Origin of the sequence: Streptococcus thermophilus (genome assembly GCF_010120595.1) — a bacterium.
GTDB classification, from domain to species: domain Bacteria; phylum Bacillota; class Bacilli; order Lactobacillales; family Streptococcaceae; genus Streptococcus; species Streptococcus thermophilus.
This window is the reverse complement of sequence record NZ_CP038020.1, coordinates 118,462-135,226: the sequence shown is the minus strand read 5'-3', so window position 1 is coordinate 135,226 and position 16,765 is coordinate 118,462. Positions and strand designations below refer to the sequence as shown.

The window sequence follows — 16,765 nt, the reverse complement described above, 5'->3', positions numbered from 1 at the left end:
TCTCTCTTAATTACATTAAAATATTAAGATGTTAAACTAATTTCATATCAATCTTAATCAGGAGGGAATATGAAAACAACAAAAAATACTGCCTTAGCAATAGTCCCAAGTACATTATTGCTTGGTCTTACAGTCGCTCAAACAACTGATGCTGATTATTATACTGTTCAAAATGGGAGACTTGTTCTTCTCAATTGCTAGCCAATATAGCGTAGCTACATATCAATTAGCTGCTGAAAATGGCATGACTATCTGGTCAAGACTCGTTCTTGGTGGAACTTCGGATGTTTCAGGAACTGCCACAGCAGATGAAGATATATCTGAAATTTTTTATTCAGAGGTAACAGTTACTGATACAGATATAGATTCCATGTGTAATCGTTATCTAGTTGGTCAATGTACATGGGGTGTTAAAGAAATTACTCTATGGGGAAGTAACTGGTGGTGTAATGGTGGCGATTGGGCAGGAAGCGCTGCTAGCCAAGGCTATGCTGTTGGTTCGATATCTGCTGCTCGTTCGATTGTATGTTGGACTGATGGTGGATATTAGATACGTTGGTTTTGTTACACAAGTTGGTTAGATTCAAATCTTGGAGTCGAACTATAACAATTTGCAACACATTGATAACTATCGTGGTTAGTTTAATCCATAAAATTCAACAACACCAGAGGTGGTATCTTACATTTATTCAGGTGCATAAAAGGAGAAGCAGCGTTTATAGAACTTTTTACTTACTGAAGATTTGTAGCATACTAAAAATGGTAGCTGTCAGGCTACCATTTTTTAGTTATCAGGTGTGAGAATCATGGGAATGATAATTGGCTCACGTTCTGTTTTTTCGTATAGGAATGGTCGTAATGCATTGACGATAGCTCCGTTAACGGATTGAATGCTGGCGTCTTTATTTTTAAGAGCAATACGAATAGCGTTGAATAGAATGCGTTGGCTATCACGAATAAGATCACCAGATTCACGCATATAGATAAATCCACGACTGAGAATATCTGGACCAGCTAGAATCATCTTAGACTTGAAATCAACAGTTGCGACAGCAAGGACGACACCATCTCCAGAGATATCACGACGGTCACGAAGAACGGCCGCCCCAATATCACCGATACCATTACCATCGACATAGATGTCTTGAGCATTGAAATGACCTGCACGGCGAGCAGAATCTTTTGTTAGGGCTAAGACATCACCATTTTCCATGATAAAGACATTCTCTTTCGGAACACCACAATCAACAGCGAGATCTGCGTGGACCTTTTGCATGCGGTATTCACCATGAACAGGCATGAAGAATTTTGGTTTGATCAAGCGAAGCATTAGTTTTTGCTCTTGTTGACCACCGTGACCAGAGGTATGGATATTGTTGATTTTACCGTGAATAACATCTACACCCGCTTCTTGAATGGTATTAATCAAACGGTTAACGCTGGTTGTATTTCCTGGGATAGGGCTAGATGAGAAGATAACGGTGTCACCAGGTTGTAGTGTTACTTGTCGGTGCATACCATTGGCAATACGTGCAAGGGCCGCCATAGGCTCCCCTTGAGAACCGGTACACATGATAAGAATCTCACTGGCATGATAGTTTTTCATTTCACTAGGATCAATAATAGTTCCTTTTGGAACTTTGATATAGCCTAGTTCAACACCATTAACAATGGCTTTCTCCATAGAACGTCCAAAGACAACAATCTTACGACCGGTTTTTACAGCAGCCTCAGCAGCTTGTTGAAGACGGAAAATATTAGAGGCAAATGAGGCGAAGATAATACGTCCGTGAATGCCTTCAATTATTTTCATGATGGATTGTCCAACGACCTTCTCGGAATTAGTGAAAGTTGGGACTTCAGCATTGGTTGAGTCTGAGAGGAGGCAAAGAACGCCTTCTTCACCGAGTGCAGCCATACGATGAAGGTCTGCTGGCTCACCTACTGGAGTGAAGTCGAACTTAAAGTCACCGGTACAAACAATTTTACCTTGTGGTGTATGGATGACAATTCCGAGAGGTTCTGGAATTGAGTGAGTTGTGCGGAAGAAGGTTACGCTCATATTTTTGAAAGTAAGCTCTGTATTAGCGTTAATTTCATAGAGTTGTGCATCACGTAGTAGTCCGTGTTCTTCCAATTTTCCTTTGATAAGAGCAAGAGCAAGTGGTCCTGCATAGATTGGGATATTTGCCTGTTTAAGAAGGAAGGGGATACCACCAATATGGTCTTCGTGACCGTGAGTAACGACAAGAGCCTTAACACGGTCAACGTTTTCAACGATGTAAGAATAGTCCGGGATGACATAATCGATACCGAGAAGATCATCTTCAGGGAATTTAATACCCGCATCGACGATGATGATTTCATCCTGGTATTCAATACCATAGGTATTTTTACCGATTTCTCCCAAACCACCAATCGCATAAACCCCAACTTCTTCAGGTTTTAGATTGATTTTTGATGCCATGGTCTTAGAACTCCGTTACTTCAAAAACGCCTGTTTCTTTTTCGTATTCAAGGGCTTTTTCTGAGAGGAGCTCAATGAATTCGATGTTGTAGGCAGTGTTTTTTTCGATGATTTGACGAGCTTGGATACGTCCCTCAAGTTCAGTTTCTGCATCGATATCTAGATAGAGTGATTTTGTCTGTTCACGGCGTGGGCTACGCTCTTTAGTTTCTTGGTAAAAAACTTTATAAATCATGATTTTCCTTTCATTCCAAAAGGCTCTACCATTCTATAAAAAAACCGGTCAAGTCAAACTTTTCTCTGATTTACTTGACGTTTTGATATTCACTTTTATGAGTAATAGGTAGTAGCCTTGATTCGTATAACGATTACTATTATTGTACCATAAGATGAGGGGTAGATAAAGAAAATGGCGGAAAAAGTTGGGAAATGTTCATTTTTGGGAAACAACTACTTGTGTTATAATAGAGAAGCATAAAAAGAAACAAGGAAAAAAGATGAAAATATTAGCATTTGATACTTCCAGCACTGCTTTATCAGTAGCCTTGTTGGAAGATGAGAATTTAGTGGCAGAGGCAACAGTGACAGTGAAAAAGAATCATAGTATTAGTCTAATGCCCACTATTGATTTTTTGGTTGCTCAGGTGAGCTGGCAACCAGCTGATTTAGACCGTGTTGTTGTTGCTCAAGGACCCGGCTCCTACACAGGACTTCGTGTGGCTGTCGCAACAGCTAAGACTTTAGCATATGCCCTTGACATTGATTTAGTGGGAGTTTCAAGTTTGCAGGCCTTGATGGATCACTCAGCTGATGGTGTTGTAATTCCTATCATGGATGCCCGTCGTAATAATGTTTACGTCGGATTTTATGAAAATGGCCAAGCTATCGTCCCGGATCGTCATGCTGCCTTTACAGATGTTCTTGAGCAAGCTAAAACTTTTGAAAAGGTAACTTTTGTAGGTGAAGTGGCTAATTTTGTGGATCAGATTAAGGAAAGCCTTCCAGAGGCAACTATCTTGCCAAGTCTTCCGTCAGCCCTGTTAATTGGTCGTTTAGGCTTATCCTTGCCTCCTGTTAATGTGGATGCCTTTGTCCCTCATTACTTGAAGCGAGTTGAGGCGGAGGAAAACTGGCTTAAGACACATGAGGAGACTAATCGTGACAACTACATCAAGCGCGTCTAGATTGAGTAGTCAGGAACAGGCTCAGCTCATTTACCAGATTTTGTCGGATGTTTATGACAAATCTCCATGGACACTTGAGCAGGTGGTAGCAGACTTGGCTTTGGACACTACTGAATATTTCTATGTTTATAATCAAGAAGAAGTTGTTGGTTTTTTAGCTCTTCAAAATTTAGTTGGTGAGATTGAAGTTACCAATATTGCGGTTCTAAAAGCTTATCAGGGACGTGGGTATGCCAGTCAGTTGATGAAGTATTTAGAGGAGCGTAGTGAACCCATCTTTCTTGAAGTTAGAGCGTCAAATCAAGTCGCTCAGGCGCTATACAGAAAATTTGGATTTGAAAGTCTAGGAATTCGGAAAAATTATTATCATGAGCCTCAGGAGGATGCAGTTATCATGAGGCGAGAGGAAATCTAATGGCAGATAGATATATTTTGGCGGTGGAGAGCTCGTGTGACGAGACTTCAGTTGCTGTTTTAAAAAATGAGAAAGAACTCTTAAGTAATATTATTGCTAGTCAGGTAGAAAGCCATAAACGATTTGGTGGCGTTGTTCCTGAGGTGGCTAGCCGTCACCATGTGGAAGTAGTGACTCTTTGTATTAAGGATGCTCTATCTGAGGCGGGAATTGTTGCTGAACAATTGGATGCTGTAGCTGTAACCTATGGTCCAGGATTGGTTGGAGCCCTCTTGGTTGGGATGGCAGCAGCTAAGGCTTTTGCATGGGCGCACGGTTTGCCTTTGATTCCGGTCAATCATATGGCAGGGCATCTGATGGCGGCGCGTGAGGTTCAAGAGTTGGAGTACCCCCTCCTAGCGCTTTTGGTATCTGGAGGCCACACAGAGTTGGTTTATGTGTCAGAACCAGGGAATTACAAGATTGTTGGTGAGACACGTGACGATGCGGTTGGTGAAGCCTATGATAAGGTGGGACGTGTGATGGGCTTGACCTACCCAGCAGGACGAGAGATTGATGAATTGGCTCATAAGGGGAAAGATGTTTATGATTTCCCACGTGCCATGATTAAGGAAGACCACTTGGAGTTTTCATTTTCAGGCTTGAAGTCAGCCTTCATCAATTTGCACCATAATGCTGAGCAGAAAGGGGAAGTTTTAGTCACAGAAGACCTTTGTGCTTCCTTCCAAGCTGCTGTTTTGGATATTCTCCTAGCTAAGACCAAGAAAGCCTTAGAGCGTTACCCTGTCAAGACACTTGTTGTTGCTGGGGGCGTCGCAGCTAATCAGGGCTTACGTGAACGCCTAGCTGAAGAAATCACAGATGTAGATGTGGTTATTCCGCCTTTGCGTCTTTGTGGTGATAATGCTGGTATGATTGCTTTAGCAGCAGCTATTGAATGTGATAAAAAACATTTTGCTGACTTGGATTTAAATGCTAAGCCAAGTCTAGCCTTTGCAGGATTTGAAGAATAAGAAGAACCTCTTACTCGTCTGGTAAGAGGTTCATTTAGAAAGGAATTGAGTATGTCTGACTTTCGTTCGGGTATGAAAGCCGCAGTACCGACAGCTCTAGGATATGTGGCTATTGGTCTAGCATTTGGTGTCGTAGCGGCAGCTTCTGGTCTATCGGCTCTTGAGGTTGCTCTCATGTGTGCATTGGTCTATGGTGGCTCGGCTCAGTTTGCTATGTGTGCTTTAGTCGTTGCAGGAGCTGGCCTTGGTGAGTTAACCTTGACTGTTTTCTTAGTTAATTTGCGTAACATGTTGATGAGTTTACATGCAACAACGATTTTTACCAAAACAAGTCTCTGGAATCAGCTGGGAATTGGTAGTTTGATTACGGATGAAAGTTATGGTGTCTTATTAGGAGAATATGTACATCATAAAGATATTCCCTCTAACTGGATGCATGGTAATAATATTTTCAGTTATTTGGTTTGGATTGTGTCGTCAGTTGTTGGTTGTTTAATTGGCTCAATGATTCCAAATCCTGAGCTTTTTGGTTTGGATTTTGCCTTGATTGCTATGTTTATTGGTTTGTTAAGTAGTCAGTTTGATGCCTTGCTATGTGAAGGAGTGCGTAAACTGTTTCTGATTCTGTTATCTATTGCTGTGGCATATCTGAGCTTTAGCATCATTTTGTCAGAATCTTTGGCTGTTCTAGTGGCTACTTTGATTGGATGTAGTGTGGGGGTGATGTGTGATGGCCGTCAATAGCTTCATTCTTATCGCTATTTTACTAGGGTTTGTGGTCAGCTGGGTTCCTCGTGTCCTCCCTTTTATCTTAGTGAAATATAAGGGATTACCAGATATTGTTGTTCAATTTTTGCACTACCTACCAGTTTCTATTCTCTTTGCACTGATTCTCTCAAGCCTTATGACTGAGAAAATCGGTCACTTGCCACAGCTTAAGTGGATGGAAATCCTGGCTTCGGTGCCAACGGTAATTGTAGCATTTAAGAGTAAAAATCTGCTCTATGCAGTAACAGTCGGTATAGTGTCTATGGCCCTGATTCGTTTAGTATTTTAGTAAATGAAAAGACTTGAAAAGTGGCTCATTCAGAGCGACTCCAAGTCTTTTTTTCCTAGTTGTTGTTAAAAAAGGCTGCAATATCGTCTTCGCTGAGACCTATCATTGGGTCGATAGTTGCCCAATTTTCTTCAGTTAAACGATAGTTTTCTTCTGTTTGCACAGGTTTGTTAACAGACTTATCCACAGGATGTGAATAAGTGTTAATAAGAGTTTGGGATGGATTGATATTTTCCGAGAAGTCTTTGTTTTCAATGGTTTCTGAGGGTCTATTGTTTTCCGTTTTTGTTTGATTGAAGGCGTCTGTTCCCTCGTTTTTAACATTTTTTTCGACAGACTTATCAACAGCTTGTGTATAAGTTTGTTCAAAACGTTGGATGAGGTAGGTATTACGTTTGGCCCCCTCGTTGTGAACGGCATAATCGAAGGCTGCGATTTCCCCCAACATGACCAGTTTACTCTTGGCGCGTGTGATAGCGGTGTAGATGAGGTTACGTTGCAGCATACGCCCACTTTGGCGTGTGATGGGAAGGATAACGACTGGGAATTCACTCCCTTGGGATTTGTGTATAGACATGGCATAGGCCAGAGTAATCTTATTCCATTCGTTACGAGGATAGATAACCTCATTGCCATCGAAGGACATGTAAATTTCGTCTTGCTTACTTTCAGTATATTTACCAGGTATGAGATCAGTAATGATTCCGATATCGCCATTGAAGACATTGAGTTCTGTATCGTTGACCAGGTGGAGAATCTTGTCATTCTTACGGAAGAAAATATCATTAAAGGCAAATTGATTGGCTTTTTCTTTGGGATTAAGTAGATCCTGCATAATGGTATTGAGATTGTTGATACCAGCCTGTCCCCGGTACATGGGGGCCAGAATCTGTACATCCTGAGCAGCGATCCCACTTTTAATAGCGGCAGAGACAATTTTAGGGACCATCTGTGGAATATGGTTAGCATTAGCCTCAAAGTATGATCGGTCAGCTTTTTTCTCTGTGAAATCAGTGGGTAGTTGGCCTTGGCGCATCTGGCTAGCTAAGGTAACAATAGTGGAATCCTCAGATTGTCTGAAAATTTTGGTTAGGGAAACCTTAGGCAAGTCATCAATCTGCAAAAGGTCAGCTAAGACTTGGCCAGGGCCTACAGAAGGTAGCTGATCTTGGTCACCTACAATGATTACTTGAGTAGTATCGGAAATGCTTTCGAAGAGTTGATTGGCCAACCAAGTATCAACCATAGAGAACTCATCGATGATAATCAAATCGCAATCGAGATAGTCATCTAAGGTCTTGAAATCGTCCTCGCCATTAAGCCCCAAATGTCTATGGATAGTGGCACTAGGGAGCTTGGTCAGTTCGTTCATCCGACGAGCAGCCCGTCCCGTTGGCGCTGCTAAAATAATGGGTAAATCAGACTTTTTGAGGTCTAAACCATGAAGGTCAGCATAGGTTTTAATAATTCCGTTAATAACAGTGGTTTTCCCTGTTCCGGGACCACCTGTCAGGATGAAGACCTTGCTTTGTAGGGCTTTAATAATGGCATCTTTTTGAACCTTATCATAGGTGATACCAAGCTCATCTTCCACCCTTTCAAGACTTGCTTGGATTTTGTCCTCAGCACTGATGTCAGGCTGGTCTTTCGTGATACGAGTTAGGTGGGTATAGATGCCCTGTTCTGCAAAATATAGGGTATTATCAAAAATTTTAGTCTCTATATTTTGCACCTTATCCTCTTGGATGAGGTTGGTTAATTGGTGAGCAACCAAGGCAGGGTCAAGTTCAATCTGGCGAGAACTTTCCAAAAGAATGATAGTCCGTTCAAGCAAGGACTTGGCTTCGATGTAGGCGTCCCCTTCTTCCATACTAGCTTCTAGCAGACAGTGAATTAGGGCGGCTCGTAAACGCTCAGGAGCATCGCTAGCAATCCCTAGGCGTTCGGCTAGTTGATCGGCCATTTTAAATCCAATTCCCTGGACTTCCTCTACCAAGAGATAAGGATATTTTTCGATAAGGTTAAGTGATTCTTCCTTATATTGGTTGAAAATTTGTGAGGCAGCCTTTGGTGTGAGTCCATAGCTGGAAAGTTTGGACAAGATTTGTTCAGTACCATAGTTGATTTTTAATTTTGCAAGGAAGGCTTCTCGGTTTACCTTGGACAGATTAGGAATCTGCTCTAATTTACTAGGGTCTTCGAGAATCTTGTCAATAGGGTCTTCGCCATAAATCTCGACAATACGCTCGGCCGTTTTCTTACCGATTCCTTTGAAATTATCACTGGAGAAATATTTGATAAGGCCACTGGCAGAGGGTTTTGAACGCTCGTAGCGAGTCATTTGGAGTTGTTTGCCATATTTGGGGTGATTGGTTAGCTGACCCCAGAAGGTATAGTCTTCCCCCTCCATGACATCCCCCATAGTTCCAGTAACAATGATTTCATAGTCTTCAAAATCACTGTCAGTTTCATCAATTTCTAAGAGTAGGATACGAAAAAAATTACTGGCATTTTCAAAAATGATGCGCTCGATAGTTCCTGAAAAATAAAATTCTTGCATGTGTTTTTTCCTAGATACATAATAAGGCTGGGTCTCCCCAACCTTATCTTATTTAGTGTTCTTAGTTGTCCTCAACTGTGCCAATTTTATCAAGTGGCCAGAAGCGGAATTTGACTTCCCCGACAAGAGCACTCTTGTCAAAGTAACCAACTTCGCGGCTATCTTTTGAAACGATACGGTTATCTCCGAGTAAGAAATATTTGCCTTCAGGAACAGTGACAGAAAAAGTAGTGTTTTTGTCAGCATTGACAGTGAAGGCCTTTGATTCCTTAGCCAGTTGTTGGAAGTAGTCGCTGTAGGCGTACTCTTTTTGGAGTTTATCCTTAGCAAAGGCAGCGTGGAATTCTTTGAGGTATTCTTCCTTAACTTCTTTACCATTGATAGTAAGTTTATCGTTTTGATAGGTAATGGTATCACCTGGCATACCGATGATACGTTTTACGATTTGTTTAGTCTTACCATTTTCAACTTCCTTGGCAACGACAATGTCAAAACGCTCAATGGACGTGTGTTTTAAAACGATCACACGTTGTCCATCTGCTAGGGTGGGATCCATTGAGTGTCCTTCAACCTGAACAGGGAGCCAGAGGAAGAGACGGGTCAAGAGGAGGAAACTGATAAAGAGAATGAAGAGTCCCCATTCATGAAGAAAAGTGAGGAAATATCGGGTCCATTTGTTTTGCATAGTTAAGGCCTTTCAGGTTTATTTTAAGCGTTGGTAGGCTTTTTTAGTATTGGCAAAATGATATTTAGCAGTAGTCTGGAGAGCCTGGTCTCCATAAGCTTGAAGGAGTTTAGCAGCGACCTGGTCTGACTTGGCACCAGCACCTGAAGGAAGGGTGTAACCCACCTCTTGGCTGAGTTTATCCAGATTTTCCAGGAAGAGGTTGCGAGCAATGATAGAGCTCACCGCGACGGCCAAGTATTTACCTTCAGCCTTTTCTTCTAGAGTGATGGGGAATTCAAAGTGATTGCGTTCGTTCTTGAGGTATTTTTGATAATTCTTCTCACTGATAAAAGCATCAATGACAATCTTATCTGGTTTAGCACCAGATTGTAATAGTAGGAAAATAGCCTGATTGTGGAGGGCTACTTTGACGGATACAGCATTGTGAGCTTTACCGTCTCCAACTACCTCATTGTACTTTCTAGGAGAAAGTAGGAGTGCTTTGTGGGGAATTTTCTCCTCCAAGAGAGGTGCAATCTGACGAATCTTGCTATCATTTAGATTTTTAGAATCGTCGACTCCTAGAGATTTCAAAAAAGCATGGTCAGCGGGAGTAACTAGGCTAGCTACAACAGCCAAACCACCAAAATAGGAGCCGTTTCCGACTTCGTCTGATCCAATTAGGGCTAGATTTTGCCCATCAGGTGACTGCTTAGGCTCAGCTTGGTAACCAAAACGGCTAGCTAGGATTTCTGGTTTAGCACCCTGGAAGGTCACCTTGCCTGAAGTATAGGCGATGACACTTGTTCCATCGACCTTGGCTGAAAAAAAAGCGTATGGATTTTTAGTCGCAGTTGCATAGCTTGCTAGATCCTTCTGGAGTACTGAAATCTGCTCTGCTGTCATTTTTAATACGATTGTGCCCATGGAATCTATTTTAGCACAAAAAAGGAAAATTGGTAGATATTTTACAGGTTAGGAATCCTTGAAAAATGATTTTTCTGGAGAAGAACAAAGGTATGTGTCCCGAATTGGGAGAATTGAATAAATAACATTAAGAGAACGTGAAAAGCGTTCTCTTTTGTTTTACTCAAATGTCCTCGGAGGAAATATCCATGAATCAAAAATCAAAAAAATTACGTGCTAAACAACGTCAATCAAGAAATCTGGTGATTACGTCACTAATGAATGAAACGGGTTGGTCACGTGAAAGGGTTGTAGCATCTATAAATGAGCTTGAAGAATTTAACATGATTAAATTTCCTAAACAGGGTGGCATGATGCTTAAAGTTGGTGAGGTGAGATAGATGGCTTACGGAAGAATTTCTTTAGAGCAAGCTTTGAATAGTGATAATTTTTATCAACTACCAAAAGTGATTATTGGTACTAGATATTATCGTAAACTAAAGGCTGAAGCTAAATTGATGTTTATGCTCTGTCGTGACCGTTTAAGTGCTTCACTGGATAGCACCCGTAAAGGTGATTTAAGATTTGTGGATGACTTAGGTGATATTTTCATTTATTACGCCATCGAAGACCTAGCTGAAGACTTGGGTTGTGGTCGTGATAAAGTTATGAAGCTAAAAAAAGAACTTATCAAATACGGCTTGATTGATGAAGTCAGACAAGGTTTAAATAAGGCTAACCGTATTTATGTGAAGAATGTTATTACGGATATTCAAATCCTAAATATGGAATTTGAAGAAGCTAAAGACCTGGTAAATCCAGTAAAATCAATGGAAGTCGCAAAATCCGACTTCCAGAAGTCGCAAAAATCGACTTCCAGAAGTCGTAAAAATCGACTTCCAGAAGTCGTGAATTCCGACTCAACTTATATTAAAAAGAGTGAGACTAAAGAGAGTGATATTAAAGTAAATTATTCTGAGGATGAGGAAGAGAAATCAACTCAAAATCCTGAAGAAAAAAATCAAGATTCACTTTCTAGGAAAGTTGATAAAGTGACCAAGTATGATAAAGACTATATTTGGGATTTGGTTCATGACCAACTCCTCAAAGAAAACTTATCACCTTCAGTTGCAGATTACGCTATGATTCATTTTGATAACCGCTATCAGTATGCTTTAGAAAATATGAAATTTGCCCGTTCATCAGAAATGGTTGCTGAATATGTCTTTAATGGCATCATGTCAGAATGGAACCAAGCAGTTAGAAAACAACAAGCTAAAGGGGTGAGCTGATGGAATTGATTGCATTACCTCTCATTATCGCAGGAGTTCTGATTTGGTTGTTCTTACCAGATTTCCTTATCAGAAAATTCAAGAACAGAAAGAAATAGATACTTTGACCTGAGCAAGTCATTAAACTACTTGAGTTCATCGACAACTGAATATCCCCTCTGCCCTGATACAGCGTGACTATGAGATACAAAATTGGGGGTGGAGTGTAAAGCTAGTAATCTAGTCTCAGTCACACATTGCATTATCGCAGGTTTGCCGTTTTGACCTTAAACGGTGCGTATGAAATACGGATATAACCAAGGAGGTTATACAGCATGGGTGTAAATCAACCTAAATTTATTCGAGAAGGAGAAAAGAATGAATAAATTTAAAGAACTAGCAAACAATGACGTTTGTATAAGAGATTTAAAACAGTTAGGTCGTGAAGGTGGTGCTTCAGCCTATCTTGATACAGGTGAAATCATGGTATTGAAACCAAAGTATGGCACGGTCTCAAGAAAAGGTTATGTAGCTGGAAATTCTATGACCGTTGAGTTGAAAGTTGAATATAAAGACGTTTTCTCAGCAATTCGTACGATTGAAAGAAATGGAATTTTAGTTGCGAGAAGATGTCGGTTTGGACTGACTAGCGTTCTTAGATTAACTGGTACAGGCTATCACCGCACTAGAAAAGATAAAACAGGAGGCGGTAAATGACGGATTGGCAAGCAGAAAAATGTTGGAAAGACCAACAAGACAAAAATCAGTCAAGCCGTTATCCAACAAAAGATAATGATGAACCTATCCGTTTCGAGGTTGTAGAACATATTGCCACGTTATCAGCCAGTGAAACAGGATGGCATAAAGAATTAAATAAAGTTTCATGGAATGATGCCGAGCCAAAATATGATATTAGGTCATGGAAAGATGACTATTCACGAGTAGGCAAAGGTGTCACACTTTTTGAGGATGAAATGAAAGTCCTCGCAAATGCAATACAAAACTTAGAAGAAAAGAAAAAGGAGTAATTCTTATGGCAACAGCAATTTATGTATTTCGTGTAGTTCAAATAGTCGTAGGTGTAACAGGTCTTGTATGGGTTCTTTCAGGAGCTCTTGACTTCTTCGGTGGTCGTAACAATAATGACTCAATGCGCCAAGAAAAAGGCTCAAACGGTATGGTCAATGGTGGTGCTATTGGTCTTATCGGTACTTCAGTTTGTCAAGCAATTATCGCTTTGCTTGGTACAATTAGCTAAGGCTGAAAGGAGCTAGAGTGAATGGATAATATCACAAATTCTCTAGCTGAATATAGTTCAACAGTTAATCAGTATTCAGATAAAATCAATAATGCATTATTACCAGTTGCATCCGTCTTGATTCTGACCTTCTTTCTCTTTGATATTCTGTCATGGAATAGAAGGTTAGGACAAGAAGGAGGGGGCTTGACAGCCCAACTTTGGATGGAAGTAGCCTTGGGTTATATAATCGCCTTTATCCTGGTTTACAATATTTCAGAAATCTTTGATTTTATCGTATTTGTCTTTAACAGGGGAATTGCTCTAGTTAATGCTGTTTTACCAAATAAATCCTTTAAATCAAATATGGATACTTCAGGTGTCAACGGGTGGATAGCTAAACAAATTGTCAATCTTGTCGGTAATTTTACTGAACTCATTGCGGATGTTTGTGCTAAACTTTTAGTTTTTATGAGATTTTTTCAAATGTATCTTTTAAAAGCAGTGTCACCGCTAATTGTCGCTTTCTTTATGTCAGAGCAGACAAAACCAGTTGCTATCAATTTCTTGAAACATTTTACAGCTTACGCCTTTCAAGGGCTTCTGCTTGTTATTATTGTGAAACTATATCCCGCTTTGGTAACGGATGATTTATTTAAGGCTTCTTCAGGTGATTGGGCAACAGCATTTGCATCTATCGCAAAAAGCATTGTCTATATCGTCGCTTTATTTGGTAGTCAACGTTTAGCTAAGACGTTATTAAATGCCATGTAAAATTAAGTATAATTTGGTACAATAGAATGATAGGAGGTGAGAATATGTCAGAAACTAAATACCACTTTAAACGGGAAGGCAACCACGTCAAAGTTACTTCTGTTCGAGAAGTGACGACTCAACTTACCCCGATTGAATCAATAGCACCTAAACGAGTTAAGCGCTCAATTTTGTCTAGAATTGGCTCGTTCTTTGGGATTCTTTTTTCAGGAATTATAATGATTTTTGGTTTTCTGATAGCAACTCCCTTTTTCATTTTAGGAGTCTTATGGAATTGGATATTTTCGTTTATTGGACTTTCTATTTTTTGGATGCTTGCAGGTATCATTTATTATAATATGATTTTGAACTATGAAGTTGATACAAATTTAGTCTTTAATAATACCTCAATACCAATACTTTTAGTTATTTCCTTGATTTTTGCAATCATGGCAACCATTGGACGAATCAGAGACTAGAAAAACTGAATATGTTGAACAAACACTTTGCACGGCAATGTGTTTTTATTTTAGCTAGAAAGAGGTTGTATGAATAAATTAGGAAGTGAGTTCCTGAAAGAGTTTGACAACTACGAAAGACCAGTAGCCTTTGGGTTAACTAAACGCTTACTGGTTTTGTTTTTAGGAATAGCAATAGTTGTTTCTTTAACAATTACAATTTCCTTGATGGAACTCTCAGATATTTTTACGTATCTTGTAACACTTATCATTGCCCCACCCTTCATTATCTATGGGTTAGGCTTTGATGAAGTTGTTAAGGACAAGGTCATGTTTAATCTCAAGGTTCAGAAAAGAGCCTTTCTAACAGAATTTGAGGAAGGAGATGAGTTTACAAAAGATGATTTTAAATCTTGGAAAAAAGTCAAAGAATTTGACGAAAGCTGAAAAGGAACGTAAGGCACGCCTGAAACGTTCTTTAAAGGCTTCGACACAAAACACAATTAAATATAACAGTCTTTTTGAAAATGGGGTGATGCACATTGCCAAAAATGAATGGTCTCGGACTTATCGCCTGGGAGATGTTGCTTATATCTCAGCTAACCAGGAAGAAAAAATTGACGTGATTGATACACACGCTGAAGTACTCAATTCATTAGATGCAGGGACTACTTATCAGATTTTGGTCATCAATCGCAGAATTGAAGACAATGCCGTTGACCAAATCAAATTTGAAGAGGTCGGGGACGGCTTCGATAATTTCCGCAGGGAATACAATGAAATGATTGAATCTCGCTTCTCTAGTGACTCAAAAAATTTCCAGGTTGAAAAGTATGTCACGCTGAAGACAGAAGCCTATAACAGAGGTCAAGCAGATGCAAACTTAAGCGAACTTGGAAACTCGCTTGAAAATCAGTATTCTCAGATGGATATTTCTTTTGAGGAAATGGATGGGAAAGAACGTCTGGACGTGTTTGCGGAGTTGCTTATTGGTAAGCGTAAACTCCCTTATACTTTTAAGGATGTTGCCTTGTCAGAATTGCACACCAAGGACTTTATTGCACCTAACAGGATTCATTTTTTGGAAAATCGTTTCCGAATCAATGAAGGGGTTGCTAAAGTCATGTATGCAAGGAACTATCCAACCTTCCTGACAGACCGCATGATTAAAAACTTGACGGATATTGGGGTTGAGTTGGCTATTACGGTTCAAGCTGAACCCTATGAACCTTCAGGCTTCCTGAAGAAGATTAACAACGCTGACACAACCATAAAGGCTGAAATGGTCAAAGCACAGCGTTCAGGTGCTCAAGAAGGTGTCGATCAAGAATTGGCGGTCAGCGGTCGAGCACGTGAAATTTCAGAATCTACAAGACGTTGGAAAGAAGAAATTGACGACAATGACCAAAAAGCCTTCTCAGGACTGATTGCTGTATATTTCAAGGCAGATAGTGAAGAAGAACTCTCAAGCATTACTGATAAGGTTCAGACGGCTTCTCGTAAGGTTGGGGTTGACTTCCAGGATTGTTACTATTACCAGGAAGAAGGACTGAACACTATCCTTCCAATTGGTCATATATTCCTAAATGTGAAACGCCGTTTTGTCCGTGATATGACCACAGCTAACCTTGCAACTCAAGTGCCGTTTACCAATGTTGACCTCAAGTCAGAAAGTGAACGGGCGCTCTATTATGGTCAAAATCAACTGTCCAACAACGTTATCACAGTTGACCGTAAGGCTGACCTCAATACTGGTTCGGGAGTGGTTCTTGGTTCTTCAGGTTCAGGGAAATCTGTTACCGTGAAGACTATGGAAATTATCCCAACCTATCTGAAGAATCCTGAAGACCGTATCATTATTGTTGACCCTGAAGATGAGTATTCAGATATTGGGCGAGAATTTGGAGCGCAGTTGGTTGATATTTACATTGGTTCAAAATCTCACTTGAACCTGATGGATTTGCCTGATGTCAGTCAACTGAAGGATGGGGATGATGACCCTATCGGTGACAAGTCAAACTTGCTCATGGGTCTGTTTGAGTCTATCCTTGATGAAGTTGGGGACGTTCAATATACCATCATTGACCGTGTCACCCGTGAGACCTACAAGCACTTTGCAGGTAGTGATAAGACCCCAACCCTTAAAGATTGGCATGATATTTTGGAAGAACAGCCTGAACCTGAAGCCCAGGAGCTAGCGCTTAAATCAGAAATCTATGCTAAAGGGTCGCAAAATATCTTTGCACATGAGACAAATGTTGATATTACTGACCTTTTCGTAGTCTTTAACTTAAAACGTCTGTCAGGTAAACTTAAACCATTTGCTATGATGGTTATTCAAGACTATATTTGGAATCAGGTTGTTGCTTCTCAAGGAAAATTGACAACTCGCATCTACTTTGATGAAGTTCAGCTTTTCTTTAAAGAAGAAGCACAAGCTATCTTCTTTACTGAATTGTATTCACGGGTTCGTAAATATGGAGCGATTGCTACAGCCATCACTCAGAACATTGAAACCTTGATGAACAAGGAAGAAGGACGTAAGCTCGTTTCAAATAGTGAGTTCATGATACTCTTGAAACATAAGAAATCTGACCTTTTAGCACTATCAAAAGCTATTACGTTGACCCCAACTCTTATCAGGTACATTGAAAAACCAAAAGCAAAGGGAACGGGCTTGATTGTTGCAGGTCAGATTGTTGTTCCTTTTGAAAATCCTATCCCTAATCACACAAGACTTTATGAACTTGTGACCACAGATGTTTAGGAGGTGTAAC

General features: G+C 40.2%; 19 protein-coding genes and 1 pseudogene. 15 read left to right on the top strand and 5 right to left on the bottom strand.

Annotated features, from left to right (window positions below):
- Nucleotides 1-69 precede the first annotated feature (69 nt).
- Nucleotides 70-641: pseudogene (locus E3C75_RS00655) on the top strand (CHAP domain-containing protein).
- Between the two features lie 143 nt (nucleotides 642-784).
- On the opposite strand, the gene rnjA reads toward E3C75_RS00655, so the two are convergent.
- Both rnjA and E3C75_RS00645 read right to left on the bottom strand, forming a co-directional pair.
- Complete coding sequence (gene rnjA / locus E3C75_RS00650) at nucleotides 785-2,467, bottom strand: ribonuclease J1 (protein WP_084829108.1); 1,683 nt, start codon at nucleotides 2,465-2,467, stop codon at nucleotides 785-787.
- A 4-nt stretch (nucleotides 2,468-2,471) separates the two neighbouring features.
- Nucleotides 2,472-2,702 (bottom strand): DNA-dependent RNA polymerase subunit epsilon, encoded by a 231-nt coding sequence (locus E3C75_RS00645; protein ID WP_002947111.1) that lies wholly within the window; start codon nucleotides 2,700-2,702, stop codon nucleotides 2,472-2,474.
- Between the two features lie 262 nt (nucleotides 2,703-2,964).
- On the opposite strand from E3C75_RS00645, the gene tsaB reads away from it, so the two are divergent.
- Genes tsaB through E3C75_RS00620 form a run of 5 tightly spaced genes read left to right on the top strand, consistent with a single transcriptional unit; the run spans nucleotide 2,965 to nucleotide 6,136 of the window.
- On the top strand, nucleotides 2,965-3,651 hold the full coding sequence (gene tsaB / locus E3C75_RS00640; RefSeq protein ID WP_084829107.1) for a tRNA (adenosine(37)-N6)-threonylcarbamoyltransferase complex dimerization subunit type 1 TsaB: 687 nt from the start codon (nucleotides 2,965-2,967) through the stop codon (nucleotides 3,649-3,651).
- A 1-nt stretch (nucleotide 3,652) separates the two neighbouring features.
- The gene (rimI, locus tag E3C75_RS00635) at nucleotides 3,653-4,066 is read left to right on the top strand and encodes a ribosomal protein S18-alanine N-acetyltransferase (protein WP_014621963.1); all 414 of its coding nucleotides are present in this window, start codon (nucleotides 3,653-3,655) and stop codon (nucleotides 4,064-4,066) included.
- Nucleotides 4,066-5,079, top strand: a complete 1,014-nt coding sequence (gene tsaD, locus E3C75_RS00630) for a tRNA (adenosine(37)-N6)-threonylcarbamoyltransferase complex transferase subunit TsaD (RefSeq protein ID WP_002951922.1) — start codon at nucleotides 4,066-4,068, stop codon at nucleotides 5,077-5,079. The genes rimI and tsaD overlap by 1 nt, the downstream gene beginning before the upstream one ends.
- A gap of 51 nt (nucleotides 5,080-5,130) precedes the next feature.
- Entirely contained in the window at nucleotides 5,131-5,823 is a 693-nt protein-coding gene (locus E3C75_RS00625; protein ID WP_014621962.1) for an AzlC family ABC transporter permease, read from the top strand.
- The gene (locus E3C75_RS00620; protein WP_011226559.1) at nucleotides 5,810-6,136 is read left to right on the top strand and encodes an AzlD domain-containing protein; all 327 of its coding nucleotides are present in this window, start codon (nucleotides 5,810-5,812) and stop codon (nucleotides 6,134-6,136) included. Before E3C75_RS00625 ends, E3C75_RS00620 begins: the two co-directional genes overlap by 14 nt.
- A 55-nt stretch (nucleotides 6,137-6,191) precedes the next feature.
- Here E3C75_RS00620 and recD2 read toward each other — a convergent pair whose 3' ends face one another.
- The 3 genes from recD2 to rnhC form a co-directional block, all read right to left on the bottom strand.
- Complete coding sequence (gene recD2, locus E3C75_RS00615; RefSeq protein WP_111679728.1) at nucleotides 6,192-8,696, bottom strand: SF1B family DNA helicase RecD2; 2,505 nt, start codon at nucleotides 8,694-8,696, stop codon at nucleotides 6,192-6,194.
- Between the two features lie 61 nt (nucleotides 8,697-8,757).
- Nucleotides 8,758-9,381, bottom strand: coding sequence for a signal peptidase I (lepB, locus tag E3C75_RS00610; protein ID WP_133264053.1), 624 nt, complete (start codon nucleotides 9,379-9,381; stop codon nucleotides 8,758-8,760).
- An 18-nt stretch (nucleotides 9,382-9,399) separates the two neighbouring features.
- Nucleotides 9,400-10,290 (bottom strand): ribonuclease HIII, encoded by an 891-nt coding sequence (gene rnhC, locus E3C75_RS00605; protein WP_011681634.1) that lies wholly within the window; start codon nucleotides 10,288-10,290, stop codon nucleotides 9,400-9,402.
- 188 nt (nucleotides 10,291-10,478) lie between these two features.
- On the opposite strand from rnhC, the gene E3C75_RS00600 reads away from it, so the two are divergent.
- From E3C75_RS00600 to E3C75_RS00560, 9 genes are all read left to right on the top strand, one after another.
- Nucleotides 10,479-10,670 carry a hypothetical protein gene (locus E3C75_RS00600; RefSeq protein ID WP_111679727.1) on the top strand — a complete coding sequence of 64 codons (192 nt, stop codon included), beginning with the start codon at nucleotides 10,479-10,481 and terminating at the stop codon, nucleotides 10,668-10,670.
- Nucleotides 10,671-11,561, top strand: coding sequence for a replication initiator protein A (locus E3C75_RS00595; RefSeq protein ID WP_111679726.1), 891 nt, complete (start codon nucleotides 10,671-10,673; stop codon nucleotides 11,559-11,561).
- Nucleotides 11,562-11,918: 357 nt separating this feature from the next.
- Complete coding sequence (locus E3C75_RS00590; protein ID WP_111679725.1) at nucleotides 11,919-12,257, top strand: hypothetical protein; 339 nt, start codon at nucleotides 11,919-11,921, stop codon at nucleotides 12,255-12,257.
- Nucleotides 12,254-12,568, top strand: coding sequence for a YdbC family protein (locus E3C75_RS00585; RefSeq protein WP_111679724.1), 315 nt, complete (start codon nucleotides 12,254-12,256; stop codon nucleotides 12,566-12,568). The genes E3C75_RS00590 and E3C75_RS00585 overlap by 4 nt, the downstream gene beginning before the upstream one ends.
- A 5-nt stretch (nucleotides 12,569-12,573) precedes the next feature.
- Complete coding sequence (locus E3C75_RS00580) at nucleotides 12,574-12,798, top strand: hypothetical protein (RefSeq protein WP_053866474.1); 225 nt, start codon at nucleotides 12,574-12,576, stop codon at nucleotides 12,796-12,798.
- Nucleotides 12,799-12,819: 21 nt separating this feature from the next.
- A complete protein-coding gene (locus E3C75_RS00575; RefSeq protein WP_111679723.1) occupies nucleotides 12,820-13,551 on the top strand; it encodes a type IV secretion system protein in 732 nt (243 codons plus the stop codon).
- Between the two features lie 44 nt (nucleotides 13,552-13,595).
- Nucleotides 13,596-14,009 carry a lactose transporter gene (locus E3C75_RS00570; RefSeq protein WP_111679722.1) on the top strand — a complete coding sequence of 138 codons (414 nt, stop codon included), beginning with the start codon at nucleotides 13,596-13,598 and terminating at the stop codon, nucleotides 14,007-14,009.
- A gap of 69 nt (nucleotides 14,010-14,078) precedes the next feature.
- Complete coding sequence (locus E3C75_RS11230; RefSeq protein WP_172451566.1) at nucleotides 14,079-14,435, top strand: PrgI family protein; 357 nt, start codon at nucleotides 14,079-14,081, stop codon at nucleotides 14,433-14,435.
- Nucleotides 14,389-16,755 (top strand): VirB4-like conjugal transfer ATPase, CD1110 family, encoded by a 2,367-nt coding sequence (locus tag E3C75_RS00560; protein ID WP_162173393.1) that lies wholly within the window; start codon nucleotides 14,389-14,391, stop codon nucleotides 16,753-16,755. Before E3C75_RS11230 ends, E3C75_RS00560 begins: the two co-directional genes overlap by 47 nt.
- Nucleotides 16,756-16,765 lie beyond the last annotated feature (10 nt).